Here is an 18,688-nt window from a genome sequence, read left to right on the forward strand (position 1 = left end):
TCCTTACATTCCTATTTGATTTCGAACAACAATTTCCCGACAAAGTTTAAAAAGCTCTGGAATCGAGTCATCATCTTTGAACTTCACTTTCACGCAACCCTTACCAAATTTCGCATTCGGTAGTCGATCTTTCATTTCTAAAACCAACTCAAAATCCAGCGTATGCACTGAAAAATGAGTTTTGGCATTAGAAAATGCAATATATTGCTTTCCAAACTTAAATGTTGGAATCTGATACGAAATTTTCTCCTCGAAGTCCGGATAATTTTCACGCATAAACGAAACAAATGTCATCGTCCATTTCCGTTGTTCATCCAGCTCTAACTCCGCGATATATTGGTCTACGGTTTCAATCATGCTAACTCCTCCTAACTCTGAAATTTTACAAGGGGGCGTATCTGATCTCTTCACGATAAAATACGGCGTTCGTGGTTTGGTAATACGGCCCTATGAAGATAAGTATTGCGAAATATAGGAACCCTGCGAGGACTTCTAGATTTTGATTTCCCGTCGCAATACCAGCAATTTGAACGCCAATCGGGATGATAAACCAAAGAATGAAGCTTAGTTGTAGCAGGAAAAGATTGAATTTATGTCCTCTCATCCGATTACGACTTAGCGTAATTGCCTCAAGCGCACCTAAATCAGGATTATCCCGCATTAATCGGAATGTCTGGGAATAGCTATATGATTTCACCAATCCAAATATGAATAAAAGGAATGTCCAGCATACGACAAAGATCAAAATCAATAAACTAGCCTGAAAATATCGCAAATAATTCGTTCGTGTAAAAACTCCTGTAATAACTCGCCAACTTGTCTTTTCCCCATCTGCGACATCCAAGAAAAACCATTTAATTGACGCAACTACTGGTAAAATTATCACAAGATAGAGAGCTCCTAAAATAATGTATGTCAGATTTGATTTTGGTAGCAGTTCTCCCAGTGTCGGAATAGAACTTGTCCAGTCTCCAAATATGATAAAAGTCGTACCTAGGCTGCTCATAGTATATTTATAAACCAACCCAAAAATGGTCCTACCTAGGTCGCCCATAATATACATATAAACCAAACAAACAATAACCGAATAAAAATAAACTCCCTTTAAACGTTGCTTTGCTATCTTTTTCATTATGTATCCCCTTATCTTCAAGTCATTCTGCTGATGCCAACAGTCACCACTATTATATCTCAAAACGGCGACTCATAACAACGAATATCGGAAAAACCACCTTATTATTTTAGTCATTATCATACCTGTTACCTCCATTGTCGTAACAGTCGAATTCATTTATTTCCATTTCCCATCCTTCATAGCCCCTCATTCAGATATCCTGTAAGAGCAGCCAAGAACAGCCACATAACCTATAGAACAATGAGCAGATTATACGACAATTTCTCATCAATGACAGCAAAATAAAAAAACATCTAACACTCCATTTATAGGAATTAATTAGATGTTTTCATAGTTATTACTCGATTTTGATATTAGTCGTTATCGTACCTATCATCATTGTCATCGTCTTGATCATTATCATATTTGTCGTCGTCATCGTTGTCATATTTATCATCATCATAACGGTCATCATCGTCATCGGAGTTGTTATATGTTCCATTATTAGTAGTTGCCCTTCCACCTGTAGACGGTTTTGTTGGTGGCGGAGTTGTAGCTTTGTTTATTACTTCTTTATCGAAGCTATATACAACTGAATTTGTCGCACCAATTTCCAAATCATACTCGTAGTTGCCGTTCACAATTGTGATGTCGTATACTTTACGGCCATTTTCATAATCAACATACGATTTCGTAACACGTCCGCCACCCGTTTTTCCAAGGGCAATTTGTTGCGCTTTTGCAGCTGAAATTTCTGTTGCTTTTGGTGTTGTAGTGTTAGTTTTTGGTGGTGTCGTTGTTTTCGGCGTTGTTGTTTGCGCCTTATTATTTGTCGTGCCGTTATTGTTATTAGCTACAGTTCTGATTGTTTCTTTTTCATAACTGTAAATTTTTGAATCCGTTGCGTTAACGTCCATTTCATGCTTCACGTTGCCATTTGTAATCTTGATATCAAAGACTTTCTTGCCATTTTCATAATCAACTTTCGCGCTCGTAACTGTTCCGCCACCTGATTTCGCTAGTGCGATTTGCTTCGCTTTTTCGATTGTGATTTCTTTTCCTGGCGTTACTTTGAGTGCAGCGTTTGTTGTTGCCGCTTTTATTGTTTTCTTCTCAAAACTGTAAATCTTTGAATCGGTTGCGCTGATATCCATTTCGTACTCTGTGTTACCGTTCACGATTTTGATATCATACATTTTCTTGCCATTTTCGTAATCTAAGCTGTATTTCACAATCGTTCCGCCGCCTGTTTCTGCTAAGGCGATTTGCTTAGCACGTGCCGCTGAAATTTCTGAGGCTTCCGCTTTTTCGCTACCTTGGTTCAAAAATAGGCTTCCTGATAGTACAACTGCCGCTGCTGTAGCTCCTAGACAAAGTACCGCCACGCCTGCTTTCTTCTTACCTGTATCCATGATTGATGTTAGTCTATTTTTCAATGTTCTCTTGCCCCCATAAAAATTAGTTGATAGTGCTGTTTGTCTTACATCTTTATTTCTAATCAGGCCAATAATTGCCTCACCATACGTTCTTCGTTTCTCCATGTCTTCGCCGGTTAGCAATGTTTCATCACAAGATTCTTCGCAGTCATTCTGGAACGCTTTACCCATCAGATATACAAACGGATTGAACCAGTGGATCGCTGTTGCAACTAAAAGTGCTGCGTTCACCCACAAATCTTTGCGTTTAAAATGTACCAGTTCATGCCGCAAAATGAGAGCCATTTCCTCTGCGTCAATCGGTTTTTCCGGTAATAAAATCGTTGGCTTTCGGAAACCAATCAACATCGGACTAATTTCAAATTTACACATGCGTATACCAATATGTTTTGAATCCACCCCTACATTGCGTTTCTCTTGTTCAAATAATGCTAAAATAGAGGCGTCCGTTACTGGCGTTGTCCATCTTTTCACCATTCGCAAAAAGCTATAGTGTTTCCAAATGTTATAGCCAAGAAAAAGGAGGAATCCTGCAAGCCAAATGCTAAATAAGATGACTGGTAGCGTCCAAAACGGCTCTGCTACTGGTACCACTGTAGTTGCTTCTACCTGGTTCACATTCGTTATTTCATTCATAGTATCCGTCACTGGCGGCTCACTCACGCTGGTTGCCGTAATAATCGGCGCTTCAATCAAAGCCTTTTCAAACTCGAATCGAAATGGTAATAGTAATCCGATTAGCACAACAAACCAAATGTAGTAGCGCCATTTTGCTGAATATTTCTTACCAAAGAAGTGATGGAATAGTAAGACTAGCACAATGATAATCGACATTGTAATGGATGCTTCTAGTATGTTATATGTTATTCTCCCCACATCTTATCAACTCCTTTTTGAAAGCCAGTCTTTTAGTTCGTCAATATCATCATCTGACATATCGCCGCCCTTATACAGCGTGTTAACGAGACCCACCAGCGAATTATTGTAATGCTTATCCATAAACTGCTCCGTCTCCGATTGAAGATACATCTCCTCGGTGACAATCGGCGTGTAAACCCTTTCCCGCCCAACTTTCTCACTTTCTAAAAAGTCCCGCTCAATCAAGCGCACTAATAAAGTAAGGACAGTCTGCGGTTTCCAGTGCTTGTCACCATCCAACACCGCGATAATTTCATTTGTCGATACTGGCGGCGAGCTTTTCCAAACAGCCTTCATAATTTCAAACTCTGCATCTGGTAATCGCTTCATTTCTTCCTCCTCCTTTCATTTTCTACATTTGTCGTTAATTACATTCTACAGTTGTAGTTTTTAAAAGTCAAGCATTTGTTTGAAAATTAGTTTTAAGACAAAGAATAAGCCATCTAACCTTCACCTCAACGGAAGTAATTAGATGGCTGTTCTTCTATTGTCTAACGGCGCTGCTGAATTAGAGAACCATAATGGGGCAGAAACAATTGAGACTGCGCGCATTTCTGCCCACAGTCTCAACACAGCCCTCATCACTTACTGCTTATTCTCTTTCTTAAACGCGTCATACTGTTTCTGCATCTCCGCCATTACAGTCTTCATCCCTGCATCGTTTAGCTTCTTCTTAAATTTCGGCATATACTCGTCTGGATCTACTGTCCCAGTCAGAAGTGCCGGCCCAAACTCATTACACACATTTGTAATTGAGGCGATTTCGGTTCGGACGCTTTTCGGATCAAAATAGAATCCTAGTCCTGGCGATGCTTTTGATTCTTCATTAAACTCTTTGAATTTTTCCCATTTATCTTTTGGCTCATCGGAATATCTCTTCAAAATAAAGTGATTTCCAAGCGCGTATGTTGGCATCGAATAACGCTCTACACGTGCTGGTAGATCCTCAATACTGCCATCTGGAAGCTCATTATAATGCGTGCCTTCGATTCCTTTGTCAACCAAGTTACGCAAATATGGATCTGTGTTCAAAAGATTCAAGAATTCCACAGCTTCTTTCGGATGTTTCGACGTTACAGACACCGCTTGAATCGCGCCTGTCACGGAACTATTTTTCACGATTGGCGTTTTCATGATTGGTTGCGTCACAACTTTATACTGACCATTTGTTTGCTTATCCCAAATCGATTCAGCGTACGGTTGATATTTCTCAATACGCACAAACCAGTTATCCTTCTCGTAAGACCACGGATCCGTTGATGTCGCAATGTCTTTACTCACATAACCATCTTTATAATACCCATTCAAAACTTTCAAAATATCAATCGTTTCCGGCTGCTCGTAAAAATTCACGATTTTGCCTGTGTCATTGTATTCATCCACTGCAAACGGTAGCGGAACCGCTGAGTCGATCAAATAATCAAACGGCGTTACCGGCTTAAAGTCTTTGTTTCCACCGATTGGCGTCACATTAGGTTCGTTTTCCTTGATTGTTTTCAAAAGCGGACCTAGATCGGCGAATGAATTCACTTTCGAAACGTCCATTTTATATTTATCGACAAGATTTTTATTGAAAACATACACTTGTTGCTCGCCAATTTCTTTGTTTGAAGGAACGCCATAGACTTTATCGTCCATCGTCACCCCTTTCCAAAGCTGGCTATTTAACTCGGCTTTCATCTTCTTACCTTCATTATCAACATACTTAGAAATATCCATAAAAGCGCCTTTTTGAGCGTAGGAAACAAACTCTCCCGCAGCCGTGTAAGCGATATCAAAATTTTCACCTGAATTAATCATCGTCTGCATTCTGCTACCGTAGTCGCCCCAGTCAATTTGCGTCATATCAACGCCAATGCCAAGCTTCTCTTGTGTATATTTATTAACCTCTTTCATCACCTCATCATGATCCTTCTGAGGCGTCCCAATCATGTACCATTTCAGCGTAACCTCACTATCCCCACTCGCCGATTTATCACTACCACAAGCCGCCATTACCAACAAAATCGCACTCAAAATCATAACCAGAAACATTTTCTTCTTCATCAAAAATCCTCCCTTTTTATCAGGGCTCCAAGCCAAACTCAGAACCCCATTTTATCACAAATCCTTAAAAATGTTTAAATATCTTGATGTTTAAATATCTTGATGTCTTGATGTCTTGATGTCTTGATGTCTTGATGTCTTGATGTCTTGATGTCTTGATGTCTTGATGTCTTGATGTCTTGATGTCTTGATGTCTTGATGTCTTGATGTCTTGATGTCTTGATGTCTTGATGTCTTGATGTCTTGATGTCTTGATGTCTTGATGTCTTGATGTCTTGATGTCTTGATGTCTTGATGTCTTGATGTCTTGATGTCTTGATGTCTTGATGTCTTGATGTCTTGATGTCTTGATGTCTTGATGTTCTAATGTCATAGTTTTTTAATGTCCTTCACACGTCTTGCATCGCCAAACCCCAGCGGGCTGAGGAATGCTTAGATACTAGGCAAAGGCGAGTACCGGAGCGGAATGTACGATTTGTACATGAGCACCGGAACGGAGTCTTTAACGACGTAGATAAGCGTTCCTCAGCCCGCTGGGCTATTCTTTGACGCCGCCGATAGTGAGTCCGCTGATGAAGTATTTTTGGAAAAACGGATACGTAATCGCGATTGGTACTGTTGAAATTACGACCATCGCCATTTTTGCGCCATCTTGCGGTATGCCTTTTAGAGCGCCGGATGTGAAGGCGATATCAGCGTTTTGCCGCATGAACTCTAGGTTATTCTCAATTTTCATCAACAAGGATTGCAGTGGAACGAGTTGCGGATTGTCGATGTATAGTGAAGCGTTAAACCAGTCGTTCCAATAACCTAGCGTGCTGAAAAGGGCGATTGTCGCGATTCCTGGTAGAGATAACGGTAAAACAATTTTCCACAAAATTCGCAGTTCGCTTGCGCCTTCGATTCGTGCGGCTTCTAAGATCGGCTCTGGAATCGAGCGGATGAAGAAAGTTCGCATGATCATGATGTAAAACGCGTTCATTGCGAGGGGCAGGATTAGTGCCCAGATTGAATTTTTCAGTTGGAGTACTTGGGTCATAACGATGTATGCTGGCACCATTCCGCCGCTGAAAAGCATCGTGAAGAAGGCGAAAAATGTGAATTGTTTGCGGTAGGCGAATTGTTTACGTGAGATCGCGTAGGAGTACAGAGCGATCATGGCTACGCTGAAAATAGTTCCGACCACGGTTACCACGATTGTTACGCCGTATGATTGTAATAGCTGACCTTTCATATTCCAGAGATATTGATAAGCATCCGTGCTCCACTCGCTTGGAATGAGTTGGAATCCGTTTGTTGCGAGCGAATCTTGACTACTGAATGAAATAACGATGATATACAAGAATGGAAATACGCACAAAATCGCGAGAAATCCAAGTAAGATATTCATAGCTACATTCATATTTGGACCGAAATCCACGACATCAGGTTTTTTACGTTTACCTTTTTTCGGCAGCTGGAGGTCGCCATTGACTTGCTCTAACTGCTCAACTTTCTCGATTTGTTCTGCCAATTAACTCACCTCCGTTTTAAAATAGGGCATATTCAGGATCGATTTTCTTCACGATATAGTTTGTGAGCATGACCAGAATAAAGCCAACAATTGACTGGTAAAGCCCGGCCGCAGCGCTCATACTAATATCGCCTAGTGATGTTAAACCACGATAAACGTATGTATCAATAACATCCGTCACTGGAAAAAGTGGCCCTGAATTTCGCGGAAGCTGGTAGAACAGACCGAAATCGGAGTTGAAAATTTTGCCGACGTTCAGAATGGTTAAAATGATAATCAGCGGTGTTAAGGCTGGAATCGTTACGTGGCGAATTTGTTGCCATTTGCCAGCGCCATCGATCATCGCGGCTTCGTAATAATTTCGATCGATACCTGCAATCGCAGCCAGATAAACGATACTTCCGTAACCGAGACCCTTCCAAATATTCATGAAAATTAGGATGAATGGCCAATACTGTGGATCGCTATACCACGATATCGGGTCGCCACCAAACGCGACAATCATCGAATTAAGTAGTCCACTATCCTCACTTAAGAAGCTGTAAAGGAAGTAACTTACAACAACCCATGATAAGAAATACGGAAATAGCATACCGGTTTGATACACTTTTGCCATGCGTTTGTTCACTAAACTGTTAAAGACGATCGCTAAAGCCACGCCAAGTAATAGTCCAACGATGATAAACACTAAGTTATAAAGTACGGTATTCCTGGTAATAATAAATGCATCATCTGTTCTAAATAAAAACTTAAAATTGTCTAACCCTACCCAGTCACTACTCATCAGACTAGATATGAAACCGTTTCCATCTACGCGGTAATCTTTAAAGGCAATCACAGTTCCAAACATCGGTAAATACGCAAAGATTACAAACCATGCGACTCCCGGTAAAACCATGAATAACCAGATTTTATTGGCGTAGAGCTTTTTGAAGAACTTCTTCAATTCGTGTCACCCCCGCTTTTGTAAGTGTTTTCAACATACTAAGTGTACCTTTTTTAAGGGTTGTGCGAATAGTGGGAGAAATATAGATTTGTGGACAAAATTAGTATTCGTGTTTTATTCACCATCAAGCACGTTTCCTCTGTGGCTTTAATGGGCCGTGCTATATCTGTATGAAAATTTCCAACCTACCTATTGTTTCCATATCTAGAGTACGCTATACTAGACTTCTACTATTGAAACATAAATGAAACGGAGGAATGAAAAATGGCAAAATCACCACAGTGTCAAAGTTGCGGCATGCCTATGAATAAACCCGAAGAATTTGGTACCGAAAAAGATGGTACTCGCTCGGAAAAATACTGTCTGAAATGTTATGAAATGGGGAGCTGGACAAACCCTGATGCAACGTTTGACGAGTTTTACGAAATAAGCCTAAAAGGATTTCAGGAATCTGATATGAGTAAAGTCGGGAAATTTTTTCTCAATAAAATGTATACTAAGAAATTCTTGAAAAAGTTAGAGCGTTGGCGTTAAAATATACAACTATAAAAAAGAGGAGAGACGTGCCATTTTCATGACATGTTTCTCCTCTTTTTTATAGAGAGTTATTTATATAAAACAACCACAACACGGCCGTTGATGCGACTATTCAACATGTCATCAAAGATTTCATTTTTCCGTCATAGGTCAATCATTCCTTCCCGCTTTTCCTTCATATTTTATTGCAACAAGAAAATTTCTTCCTTTTTAAAAAATGCCATTATATAGAATTCCGCTAATTAAAAATGTTTCAATTTTCTTATAACGTGGTATTGTCTATTAATAATTTCCAAAATACACTTTGAAGGAGTGATTGTCATGTCTGCTAAGAAAATATCTGAAGCAATGTCCCAGCAATATAAGGAGCTCGAAAATGAAAGAATCGTTATGGATGTGTTCATCGACTGTTTCATGACAATGCTCGCGCAGAAACAGCGGATGGAACGGATCCAAAACGAGATTGATCTTGCTTTGGAAACTCAAAATAGACGGCGTTTTTATCGTTTGACTACTCGGATGAAACGATTGCAAGATGAGCAGCTGAGTATGTAATTCACCAAATATATTTCAAAAATAATAAGGATGGGACAAGAGTTGATCTAAAATCAACAGCTGTTCTATCCTTTTTTGTATTCTTATTTGTCAAATTAAGCGAGATACATCCGCATGCTGCAGAAAATACTCAATGGGCGTCAAATAGTTCAGCAATTTTCTAGGTCAATTATTTCGAGCCAAAGTAACCTCATTGACTTCCTTTTGAAATATCGTGTCACAATCCATTTGAATCAATTTCATAAGTCGCTTTTTATTCGAAATTAGACGAATCCAATTTTATGATTTTTCATTTTTAAACGTTCAGGAGTTGTTTTTTTGTCAGGCGTTCCACAGCAAATTTGACGGCATTATAGGTTAACTGGATCAAGCTTACATGCGTGGCCGTGGCTTTGCCACCATTAAAACGGACATTGGATAGCTGATAATTATTTTTTAAATAGCCATTTACTCGTTCCACAGCGCTTCGGAGGCTGTAAAGCTTTTCCCAAGCTTGAGTTCCACGCGCAGGTACCGCATATTTCCGAAGATTAGTTGTTTGCTTTATTTTGATCACCTTTTGGCACATACCTTCATCTCTCAGTGGACAGGTTTGGCATTTGTCCTGCGGACTAGTAAACTTCAGCGCTTGATAACGTTTGTCTACACTATCATATTTGTAGGGATATTCTAAAAAACATGTAGGATGAAAGTGTTCATTCACTTCTCCACTCGTGATTTCTCGACGCCGATTAAAATCAATGATTGGTTCTATCTTTAACTGATGGCCCGCGTGGTAGATTGCCGTCACATCGTAACCTTTGTCCATCATCATATAACTTGGTTTACTACCAATAGCTGTTACCTGCCTTAAAAGAGGGATTGCAACAGATGAATCCGAGACAAAGGCTGCAGAAAGTAAACTGCCCACGATATATTGGGTAGTCGTTGAAACAGCTAAATGCAACTTGTAGCCAAACCAAAACATATTTTTCCCCTTGCTGTTCTTTTTGATGCTCCATGTTGGGTTATTTGGGATTGTTCGCATCAAATCTTCTGATGACATTGTTAATTGTTCTGCTACCGATGGTAGCTTTGGGTTATCTGTTTTATGCGCTTTATCATGTGCGGAGAAATGCGTCGCATCTATAGCTAATTGCTCTGAAAATAAGCCATTTATGGCATCGATTTGTTCCAGTAACACATGATTTACTGTTTGAAGGACATCTACATGTTGCGATAACACATGTGTGAAACGAGAAAAAGAAGCTTCTGATGGTACATGTTCCGAGTATAGAAATCTAAGATTCATCTTAAACATAAGATCTTCATTTAAACGCTTTACAAGTGCTTTGATTGTTGGAATGCCTTCTACATAACGAATCACAAGCGCTTTGAACGTCGCTTCATAGTTGAGGCTCAAGGGTCTTCCCATGCGAGTAGGTTTATCAAATAACCGTACGATCTTTACGAGCGGTAATGGGGAGAAAATTTCACTGTATCGTTTCATTGGTTCTAGTGTTAATAAAGTTTCCATGTCAAATAACGTTGGTTGGTGTATAATAGCCATGAGGGATCACTCCTTTTTGATTTTGTTTGGCTCGCACCTAACATTATATCAAAAATGGGGAGGTTCCTCTTTTTTGTTGCTTTAAACCTCTTGAGCCGCAAGGCTTAGGAGTTATGAATTTAGTTCATTTGTTTAGATAAGCCGTTTTTTCAAAGAATCCTGTTGGATCTCTCATTGAGTGGGGGGTGACAAGGTTTTTCTTCATCTGCAAAGAAGATAGTCATGTTATGTCGATTGCAGTTAGTTTCCCCCGAGAGAAATCCTTTCCACTGTCCAAGGTGATGGTTTTGAAAAAAATAGGTAAATTCCTCTTTTTTGTTTCTTCAAATCTCTTGATTCCCATGGCTTAGGAGTTTTGAAATTAGTTTAATTAGTTCAAGTATGTAACAATATTGACAAATAAAAAATCTAAAAACAAGAAGTACTGTATTTTTTTTAGCAATTCAGGATGTTAAACTGAAAAAGTAGTCGTTTTCCGACACAAAAATAAATAATAATGAGGAGCAATACAAACAATGAAACAGAATATGAAGAAAATCGCACTTGCACTTGTTGTAACAAACGTAGTAGCAAGCAGTATCATCACAGCTTTACCTCCAGTACAAACACATGCGGCAGAACAGAAATTAACAACCAATTTGCAAGCTAGTTCAGCTGCTACAGTGAACTATGTATCAAGAAATGACACACAAGTAACTGGGCATGTACCATCGGATGCTGGAAAGAATGTAACAATTGAAGTCTACGATACAGTTTTGGGGCAACTGCACAACACATATACAGGTTCGGCTGATGCTTCTGGTAACTACGCGGTCCCTATTACTTCTATTGGCACGAGAAAATTATCTTTTCGAGTGAAGGTGACTTTCGATAATGGGACAACAATAACACAAGATGTCGATGATTTTAATGTCGGGAATTTCCAACCAATTCTTAATAAAACTACTAGAGAAGTAACTGGGAAGTTGGAAAATTGTCCCAACACGACTCTATTAGTAGATGCAGCCCCATTTCGTAGCGTCCCTGTCGCTCTTACAGATGCCAATGGAAACTTTGCCTTCACTATACCAACAGAAGATTATTCTCCAGACATTTTACTATTATCATTTACTCTTTACAATTCTCAAGGTGTATATATGGGCTATGTAGGTAGAGCAATTAATCCCATCTCGCTAAACACAATACCAGCTGTGACTTTCAATGTAACTGGATTAAATACCAATCCACAACAAGGGGATACTGGAAAGATGACGACAAGCGTCTTACCAGCCAACGCATCCCAAGTAGTTAATTACTCTTCTAGCGATACATCCGTCATGTCTGTCGATAGTAACGGGAACTGGAAAGCAGTCGGGTCTGGAAAGGCCAATATCACCGTAACATCTGCCACTAATACAGCGATTGCGACAACTATTCCAGTCACTGTTGGTAGCTTTGTTGACCCTGCCACTATCGCAGCAGTCAATGCGCTATTCATCGATAACAACCCGGCTAACTCCATCAAAGACACAACAAATCAAGCAGCGATTGATGCCGCACAAAATAAAGTGAATGCAGCAACTGATACAATCGTTCGTAGCGAATTGCAAAAACAAATCGACAAAGCAAAAAAAGAATTGGCCGCAAAAACAGAAATAGCACAAGCTACAGCAAGCGTGAATAACCTATTCAGCAACGCCCCAACGAACACGCTGTTGAAAGATAGCACAACACAAGCGATGATTGACTCAGCTAGCGCACAAGTAAACGCCCTAGCAGCAAGCAAAGACAAAACAAAACTACAAGGGGATATTGCCAACGCCAATGACTTGTTTAATCAAATCGCTCCTACTACGATTGGTGGACTAACAACAAATTCTACAATGGTATCTGGTAAAGGAGAAGCAAACAGCGACATCGTCATCAAAAATGGTACTGTGACAATTGCTTCTGGTAGAGTAGCGAGTGATGGTAACTATCTGGTCTCCATTACACCTCAAGTAGCAGGCTCCACGATTACCGCAATGGTAACAAAAGCATCAAATGGCAAAACATCCAGCGCAAGCACGCTCATCCCAGCAGCTCTTGATTACAGCCTAAAAGCGAATAGCTATAAAGTTGGTACTGCGAACCTCACAGGAACATATGGCAAAAATATTGCCAAAGTACGTCTTTTCGTGAATGACAAACTCATCATTCAAGCAACGACAAGCAATGGCGCATTCACTTTCCCTAACATCGCCAGCTTCATCACGAAACCAACCGATAAAGTTGAAGTTGTTGGCGTTGATGGTTCTTATGTCGAACGTGCACGCGTAGCCGTAGCCGTTACTGGCGATCCAGTCTACGATTACAGCTTGACAGCCAATGATTACACATTAGGAAATGCCACATTAACTGGTAAATACGGCAAAGATGTCTCGAAAGTCCGCCTATGGGTAAACAATGTAGTCGTTTCTCAAGCTACAACAAACGCAGATGGCACCTACACATTTGATAAAGTCCCAAGCTTTGTGAAATTGACAAGCGATAAAGTCGAAGTCGTGGGTGTAAACGCGACTTACAACGAAATCGCTCGCAAAACAGTGAAAACAAAAGGCACTTCTATTTTAGACACATCCCTAACAGCCAATAGCTATGCCAAAGGTTCCGCAAACCTGACGGGAACATACGGTAAAGATATTTCCAAAGTACGTCTCTGGGTGAATGGTGTTGTCGTGCAACAAGCAACAACAAGTAACGGCAACTATACATTTACCAACATCGCTAGCTTTATCAAAAATAAAGAAGATGTAGTAGAAGTTGTAGGTGTCGATACTCAGTACAACGAGAAAAATCGTATCACGGTTACAAAAACAGGTTTTGACACACTAGACAATAGCCTAACAGCCCCAGCCAATTTCACATTAAACAAAGATACAACAATCAACGGCACAATGGGTACTAACGTATCAAAAGTTCGTCTATCCGTCAATGGTGTGGTCGTGAAACAAGCCGCAACAACAGGTGGCACTTACACTATCGCAGGTGCCAACAACTATATCACAAACGCAACCGATGTCGTAAAAATTATCGCCGTCGATGCACAATACAAAGAAGTAGCAAGCAAAACAATCACTGTAAAGACAGATAACACCGTCTATGATTACGCGCTAAACGTCAATCCATATCTATTCGGTGCTAGCACTATTACAGGCACTTATGGAAAAGATGTCTCTGCCGTTCGTTTATTTGTAAACGGCACTGTAGTGAAATCAGCAGCCATCTCTAATGGCACATTCACAGTCAGCGGTCTTGCAAGCATCACAAGTGCCACCGATAAAGTAGAAATTGTAGCTGTGAACATGGCTTACAAAGAAGTAGCTCGTGTAGCAATCCAATAATAAAATCATATAAAAGACTTGATTAAAGGCTACCGACGAAGTATGGAAACACTTCGTCGGTAGCCTTTTTTTGTGCAGCAGAAAGATGAGGACAAAAATAAGCAAGGTATCGTGAATCTTGTTTCATAAATCCGAGCCTCACCACCTGCAACATAGTAACTGAAAATAAAGAACAAGTTTTTTCTAACCATGCAAGGAATATTTCAAGCTATCAAATAATACTTATCGACAACTTATCAGTATTATATTCCGAACTTCCTTCACATTATTTTACTACCATTACATTACACGTCGCATGGTTGACAACATATGAAGTTGTAGAGCCAACCAGTTTCCTCTCGAAGGCTCCCCTTCCAGTTGCACCAATAACGATTAAATCAATATCATTCTCTTTTGCAAATTGGATAATACTTCGTTTCGGATCACCATGTGTCGTTTCATTTCGATATTCTAGATTGGAATCAATCGTAGCAGTCATTTCTTCTAGTCTTTTTTCAGCTAATGCTTTGTACACATCGTCCATTTCCGGCCTTACATCAAGTGATAAATAGAGTTCTTCGTTATTCGGCATTATTTCTTGAATCACCGTAAAAAAAACCAAACTAGCATTTTCTAATTCCGCAATTCTGATAGCTTCCTGAAATGCATCATTGGATTGTTCTGATCCGTCAATAGTTACTAATATACGCTTGCTTATTTTTCCCGTCATGATACTTCCACCCATCTAACATAGATTTCTATTACTAATTCTATTATAGTCGCGCACTTTCCGATTCGCAAATTTTCATCGCTATACTTTCTCTTTTTTGCGAAATCCGTTCGGCGTATATCCTGTATATTTCTTGAATTGCCGGTAAAAATAGGCCATGTCAGTGTATCCTGATTCTTCGGCGATCGCTGTCACGGGCTGTTTGGTCGTCATCAGAACTTCTTTGGCATGGTTGACGCGATATTGGTTGAGGTAATCCGTGAAATGAACGCCAGCTTCTTTTTGAAAAAGTTGACCGAGATAAACGGCGTTAATATGAAATTTGGCGCCGAGCGTTTTGAGGGACATGCCTTCTTTAAAATGTTCGGCGACATACGAAATGATTTTTTGAATGATCGGGCTTTTGCTATTATCATCGTGCTGCTTCCGATCAAAAAACGGGTGGATGAGTTCGAGCATTGTTTGTTTCAGTTCGCATGGTGTTGCTGCGCCATCTAGTCTGCGAATCGCGGTCAGTAGCTGCTCTGGATCAGATTCGGACATCATTAATGCAACTTCACTTAGGACGCGGATGACTTGATGTGGGTCGCTTTCGTAAAGATGTGATTCCCATTCGATGAAAAAGTTATCAAGCCAAGTTAGCGTCTTTTCTTTTTCTTGCAAAACGAGGGCTCGCGCTAGTTGATGTTGGCTGAAATTTGGACGCCAGCGATGCGGTAAAATTTTATCTGCTGAAATAAGTGTGCCGGGAGAGGAGACGAGCCGTTCTTGTAGTAGCTGTTCGAGTCCTCGGAATGCTTTTGGAAAATAGGCGGTCCCGGTTCCAACTTCACTCATGAGAAAGAAGCACTGTTCTACGCCAATAAGCGCGCCGATTTCTTCGTATACCGTCGTGATCTGCTCTGCAATTCCTGCTTCATCTTCGGCCATCAAACCAATGAGCAGCTCTTCTTCTGGGTTCAGCAACATGAACGGATATTCCGCGCGTAACTGGCGTTGTAACTTGTGCCAACCGTCTGCCGTCCGGTCTACCTGCTCATACATCGGCTGAATCCATATGAGCGCCGTCCTCATTTCCGTCGCAAGCGGCATTTTGTATAACGCCATCCGTTCCTTCCAATCCTCCATCCCAATTCGGTTATTCAACCAGCGCCACAACGCGTTATCTCGCAAAATATAGTACGCCGCATCATCGCCCGTCGGCTGAAAATCAGCTTCTACTTTTTCCTTAATTTGCGTGATCGTCTCGATTAATTCCGTCTCGTTCAGCGGTTTTAACAAATAATTCTCAATCCCAATCGCAAGTCCCCGTTTCACGTACTCGAATTCTTGGAATCCCGATAACACGATGAATTTCGTCTCCGGTTGTTCCTTTTTCCACGCTTCAATCAACTGTAATCCGTCCATTTTCGGCATCTTAATATCCGTAATCACGAGGTCACACGGCTCGTTCGCGAAGTGCGTTAGCGCCTCCATCCCATTTTTCGCCGTACCAATAATCTCTATATCCTCATCAAACTCCTGTATCACAGCCCGCAATCCTTGTACTATCAGCGGTTCATCATCTACTAAAAGCATTTTCAACATAGTTTTTCCTCCCCTCAGATGTGTACGGAACTCGCAGAATCACTTCGGTGCCTTCGCCTTCTATGCTCGTAATCGCAAGCCCGTATTGTTCCCCAAAATAAAGCTGAATTCGGCGATGAATATTCACAAGACCAATTCGGCCTGGTTCTCCCTTTTCATCCGCTAAATCGCGCTCTATCTGATGCATTTTATCATTCGTAATACCCAGCCCATCGTCGCGCATCCTCACTTCAAGTACGTCGCCATCGCGCTTAGCACTGAATGTTAAACTCGTTCGTTTATCCTCATGACGCGCGTACTTGAAGAAGTTTTCAACGAGTGGTTGTAGTGTGAATTTCAAGAAAGGGTGTTCAAGTATTGGTTCCTCGACTTCTAGGAAAAATGGAACTTCTTGTTGGTAGCGGAGTTCCATGAATTGTAGGTATTGGCGGACGTAATTGACCTCATCGGCGAGCGTCACCATCTCGATATTGTCGGCCGTGTAGCGGAGTAACGTGGACAGGTGATAGATCATGTTGCTCGTCACCTTCGCGCCCTCAAGCCTCGCGTTCATCCGAATTGCCTCCAATGAATTATACAAAAAATGCGGCTCAACTTGACCTTGCAGCGCCTTTAATTGCGCTTTTTGCTCCTCGATTTCAAGCGTATACACCTGCTTAATGTAATCGTTCAAACTGGCACCCATCTTGTTGAAACTTTGACTGATTAGCGTCAGTTCATCTTCGCGTTCATCGACAGGAAGTTTGGCCTTCAGTTCGCCTTTTTCCATCTGATCCATGCCGTCGATAATGACTTCGATACGCTTGGAATACCGTTTGCTGATGAAAAAATTGATCGCGATCGAGATGATGACGAGAAGTACGCCGACGCCGAACAAGATCCATTGCAACACGGGGATACCGCCGATCTGGCTCTCTGGAACGATGATCTGTCCTGAAACTCCCGATGCTTTTTGCTCGACCTGCTCGATGTAGCCGCTACCTGATTTATACCCTTGCTCGAGGTCTGATGTGGTTAAGTCTGGCAACGGATGGTTACTATAAATACTCTCGTTCGCGCTATTCATAATGGCAAACGTGGTCGCTTCTTTCGTCTTTGGAATCAGTTTACTAAGAAAGTCCTTGTCGGTATACATCAACACAGTCCCAAGTGGTTGCAGCGTACTCGGATCATTAATAACCTGCTTGAACACAAGACTCTCATCCAATTTGAAAACATTTTCCTTACGCGATACCGTTTGTAGTAATTTTTTCTCGCCATATTTTTCGTAGATTGGTTGCCATTTACCATAATTCGTTGGAAAAGTGTAGGTGAACTCCTTGTCCGCCGACACAAGCTGTACCGCAATCACGTCGTCATCATATGTAAAATAAGAACGGAGAAAACTTTGTAAATCCACGCTGTAAAACCCTTGTTGAGCATAGTAATTATCGATATTCCGCTTCACATATTCGGCATAATCGTGCGTCATCGCAATTTGGACGTCATTCATCAGATCGCTATTCTTGTAAATCTCCTGCGTCATCCCGACCAGCGCCGCTTCTTTCCGATCTACTGCAACGAGTTGCGCCTCTGAAACCGCTTTCGTTTCTTGTAACACCGCATCGACTTTGATATTCGTGTAGTATCTTGAAATAAAGAAAAGCAATAACCCCACGGTAAACAAAGATGTTAGCGAAAAAATGAGTAACATACGCTGAAAAATACGTCGTTTTAGCTTGTTTTTGCCCACTTCATAAAACACCCCCAGACCCCATTATGCCATAGTTTACTCTGTTTGCACCGACATTTTTGCTTGCATTTTCTGAAAACGAATCAGATTTACTTTCATCACCCAATAGGCTGGCAAAACGCCTGAAATAAAGAGGATTAGCGCTGGTACTTGTGCGATCAAATAAACAGCCACACCGAAGCCTGCGATGAGTAATAGCGACGTTTTCCAGCTGGTGAAAGCGAGTAAGAATGATTGGATAATATAGCCGCGTAATGGATAAATGAAATGCGCGTACACGGAAAAATAGTTCACGAGTGCGAGTAATGTCATCGCGACCAGGAAAAACAAGAAGAAGTATAGTGCCGTTGATAGTAAGCCGTTCATCGTTGCAAAAACGATCCGCAAGTCGATGTATAAAAAGACGAGGACTGCTGCAAAACAAAGTCCCGCTATATTAGTCTCGAAAAAGGCTTTTTTATATGCCTTCCAAGCGGTTGGCCAAATCGCGATATCGATATCTTTTTGCGACCATTTTCTTGTGACGGTAAAAAGAGCCGCGGTTGCTGGCATGAAGCCGAATATTCCAAGTCCTAGAACGGTAAGGAACATCCAGATAATATTGGCCCAAACGAAGCGAATTAACCACTGACTTGCGACGAAGAATTTATCCATTTTTTCTACTTTATCCATTGTCTGTCCATC

15 protein-coding genes are annotated in these 18,688 nt (G+C 41.0%); 3 read left to right on the forward strand and 12 right to left on the reverse strand.

Translation table 11 applies throughout. From position 1 onward, the window contains the following. Positions 1–3: 3 nt before the first annotated feature. The 7 genes from UE46_RS15545 to UE46_RS15575 all read right to left on the reverse strand — a co-directional run bounded on the left by UE46_RS15545 (position 4) and on the right by UE46_RS15575 (position 7,925). On the reverse strand, positions 4–357 hold the full coding sequence (locus UE46_RS15545) for an iron chaperone (RefSeq protein ID WP_051492955.1): 354 nt from the start codon (positions 355–357) through the stop codon (positions 4–6). Between the two features lie 25 nt (positions 358–382). After that, entirely contained in the window at positions 383–1,132 is a 750-nt protein-coding gene (locus tag UE46_RS15550) for a DUF975 family protein (protein ID WP_036061248.1), read from the reverse strand. A 356-nt stretch (positions 1,133–1,488) separates the two neighbouring features. Further along, positions 1,489–3,426 carry a M56 family metallopeptidase gene (locus UE46_RS15555; protein WP_143812897.1) on the reverse strand — a complete coding sequence of 646 codons (1,938 nt, stop codon included), beginning with the start codon at positions 3,424–3,426 and terminating at the stop codon, positions 1,489–1,491. A 6-nt stretch (positions 3,427–3,432) separates the two neighbouring features. Further along, positions 3,433–3,798: a BlaI/MecI/CopY family transcriptional regulator gene (locus tag UE46_RS15560; protein ID WP_036061249.1), complete on the reverse strand. Its 366-nt coding sequence runs from the start codon at positions 3,796–3,798 to the stop codon at positions 3,433–3,435. A gap of 255 nt (positions 3,799–4,053) precedes the next feature. Next, positions 4,054–5,514, reverse strand: a complete 1,461-nt coding sequence (locus tag UE46_RS15565) for an ABC transporter substrate-binding protein (protein WP_036061250.1) — start codon at positions 5,512–5,514, stop codon at positions 4,054–4,056. Positions 5,515–6,052: 538 nt separating this feature from the next. Then, on the reverse strand, positions 6,053–7,027 hold the full coding sequence (locus UE46_RS15570) for a carbohydrate ABC transporter permease (protein ID WP_036063576.1): 975 nt from the start codon (positions 7,025–7,027) through the stop codon (positions 6,053–6,055). Positions 7,028–7,043: 16 nt separating this feature from the next. Then, entirely contained in the window at positions 7,044–7,925 is an 882-nt protein-coding gene (locus tag UE46_RS15575; protein ID WP_411431076.1) for an ABC transporter permease, read from the reverse strand. 312 nt (positions 7,926–8,237) lie between these two features. Here UE46_RS15575 and UE46_RS15580 point away from each other — a divergent pair, with 312 nt between their 5' ends. Beyond that, positions 8,238–8,507, forward strand: coding sequence for a zinc ribbon domain-containing protein (locus tag UE46_RS15580; RefSeq protein WP_036063573.1), 270 nt, complete (start codon positions 8,238–8,240; stop codon positions 8,505–8,507). Between the two features lie 324 nt (positions 8,508–8,831). Beyond that, positions 8,832–9,065, forward strand: coding sequence for an IDEAL domain-containing protein (locus tag UE46_RS15585; protein ID WP_036063570.1), 234 nt, complete (start codon positions 8,832–8,834; stop codon positions 9,063–9,065). A 295-nt stretch (positions 9,066–9,360) separates the two neighbouring features. Here UE46_RS15585 and UE46_RS15590 read toward each other — a convergent pair whose 3' ends face one another. Continuing rightward, positions 9,361–10,614 (reverse strand): transposase, encoded by a 1,254-nt coding sequence (locus tag UE46_RS15590; RefSeq protein ID WP_118907761.1) that lies wholly within the window; start codon positions 10,612–10,614, stop codon positions 9,361–9,363. A gap of 515 nt (positions 10,615–11,129) precedes the next feature. On the opposite strand from UE46_RS15590, the gene UE46_RS15595 reads away from it, so the two are divergent. After that, positions 11,130–13,976, forward strand: coding sequence for an immunoglobulin-like domain-containing protein (locus UE46_RS15595; RefSeq protein ID WP_036061475.1), 2,847 nt, complete (start codon positions 11,130–11,132; stop codon positions 13,974–13,976). Positions 13,977–14,241: 265 nt separating this feature from the next. Here UE46_RS15595 and UE46_RS15600 read toward each other — a convergent pair whose 3' ends face one another. The 4 genes from UE46_RS15600 to UE46_RS15615 form a co-directional block, all read right to left on the reverse strand. Next, on the reverse strand, positions 14,242–14,700 hold the full coding sequence (locus UE46_RS15600) for a universal stress protein (protein WP_077912550.1): 459 nt from the start codon (positions 14,698–14,700) through the stop codon (positions 14,242–14,244). 66 nt (positions 14,701–14,766) lie between these two features. Further along, on the reverse strand, positions 14,767–16,272 hold the full coding sequence (locus UE46_RS15605) for a response regulator transcription factor (RefSeq protein WP_036061477.1): 1,506 nt from the start codon (positions 16,270–16,272) through the stop codon (positions 14,767–14,769). Next, a complete protein-coding gene (locus tag UE46_RS15610; protein ID WP_118907762.1) occupies positions 16,247–18,016 on the reverse strand; it encodes a sensor histidine kinase in 1,770 nt (589 codons plus the stop codon). Before UE46_RS15610 ends, UE46_RS15605 begins: the two co-directional genes overlap by 26 nt. Before the next feature lie 24 nt (positions 18,017–18,040). Continuing rightward, positions 18,041–18,676, reverse strand: a complete 636-nt coding sequence (locus UE46_RS15615) for a YesL family protein (protein WP_036061479.1) — start codon at positions 18,674–18,676, stop codon at positions 18,041–18,043. Positions 18,677–18,688: the final 12 nt, after the last annotated feature.

It is taken from the genome of Listeria weihenstephanensis, assembly GCF_003534205.1.
Lineage (GTDB): Bacteria > Bacillota > Bacilli > Lactobacillales > Listeriaceae > Listeria_A > Listeria_A weihenstephanensis.

Excerpts from the sequence above, each read along its gene's own strand:
- UE46_RS15545 (WP_051492955.1), bottom strand. The coding sequence starts at position 357 with ATGATTGAAACCGTAGACCAATATATCGCGGAGTTAGAGCTGGATGAA.
- UE46_RS15550 (WP_036061248.1), bottom strand. The coding sequence starts at position 1,132 with ATGAAAAAGATAGCAAAGCAACGTTTAAAGGGAGTTTATTTTTATTCG.
- UE46_RS15560 (WP_036061249.1), bottom strand. The coding sequence starts at position 3,798 with ATGAAGCGATTACCAGATGCAGAGTTTGAAATTATGAAGGCTGTTTGG.
- UE46_RS15565 (WP_036061250.1), bottom strand. The coding sequence starts at position 5,514 with ATGAAGAAGAAAATGTTTCTGGTTATGATTTTGAGTGCGATTTTGTTG.
- UE46_RS15575 (WP_411431076.1), bottom strand. The coding sequence starts at position 7,925 with ATGGTTTTACCGGGAGTCGCATGGTTTGTAATCTTTGCGTATTTACCG.
- UE46_RS15580 (WP_036063573.1), top strand. The coding sequence starts at position 8,238 with ATGGCAAAATCACCACAGTGTCAAAGTTGCGGCATGCCTATGAATAAA.
- UE46_RS15585 (WP_036063570.1), top strand. The coding sequence starts at position 8,832 with ATGTCTGCTAAGAAAATATCTGAAGCAATGTCCCAGCAATATAAGGAG.
- UE46_RS15590 (WP_118907761.1), bottom strand. The coding sequence starts at position 10,614 with ATGGCTATTATACACCAACCAACGTTATTTGACATGGAAACTTTATTA.
- UE46_RS15595 (WP_036061475.1), top strand. The coding sequence starts at position 11,130 with ATGAAACAGAATATGAAGAAAATCGCACTTGCACTTGTTGTAACAAAC.
- UE46_RS15600 (WP_077912550.1), bottom strand. The coding sequence starts at position 14,700 with ATGGGTGGAAGTATCATGACGGGAAAAATAAGCAAGCGTATATTAGTA.
- UE46_RS15605 (WP_036061477.1), bottom strand. The coding sequence starts at position 16,272 with ATGTTGAAAATGCTTTTAGTAGATGATGAACCGCTGATAGTACAAGGA.
- UE46_RS15615 (WP_036061479.1), bottom strand. The coding sequence starts at position 18,676 with ATGGATAAAGTAGAAAAAATGGATAAATTCTTCGTCGCAAGTCAGTGG.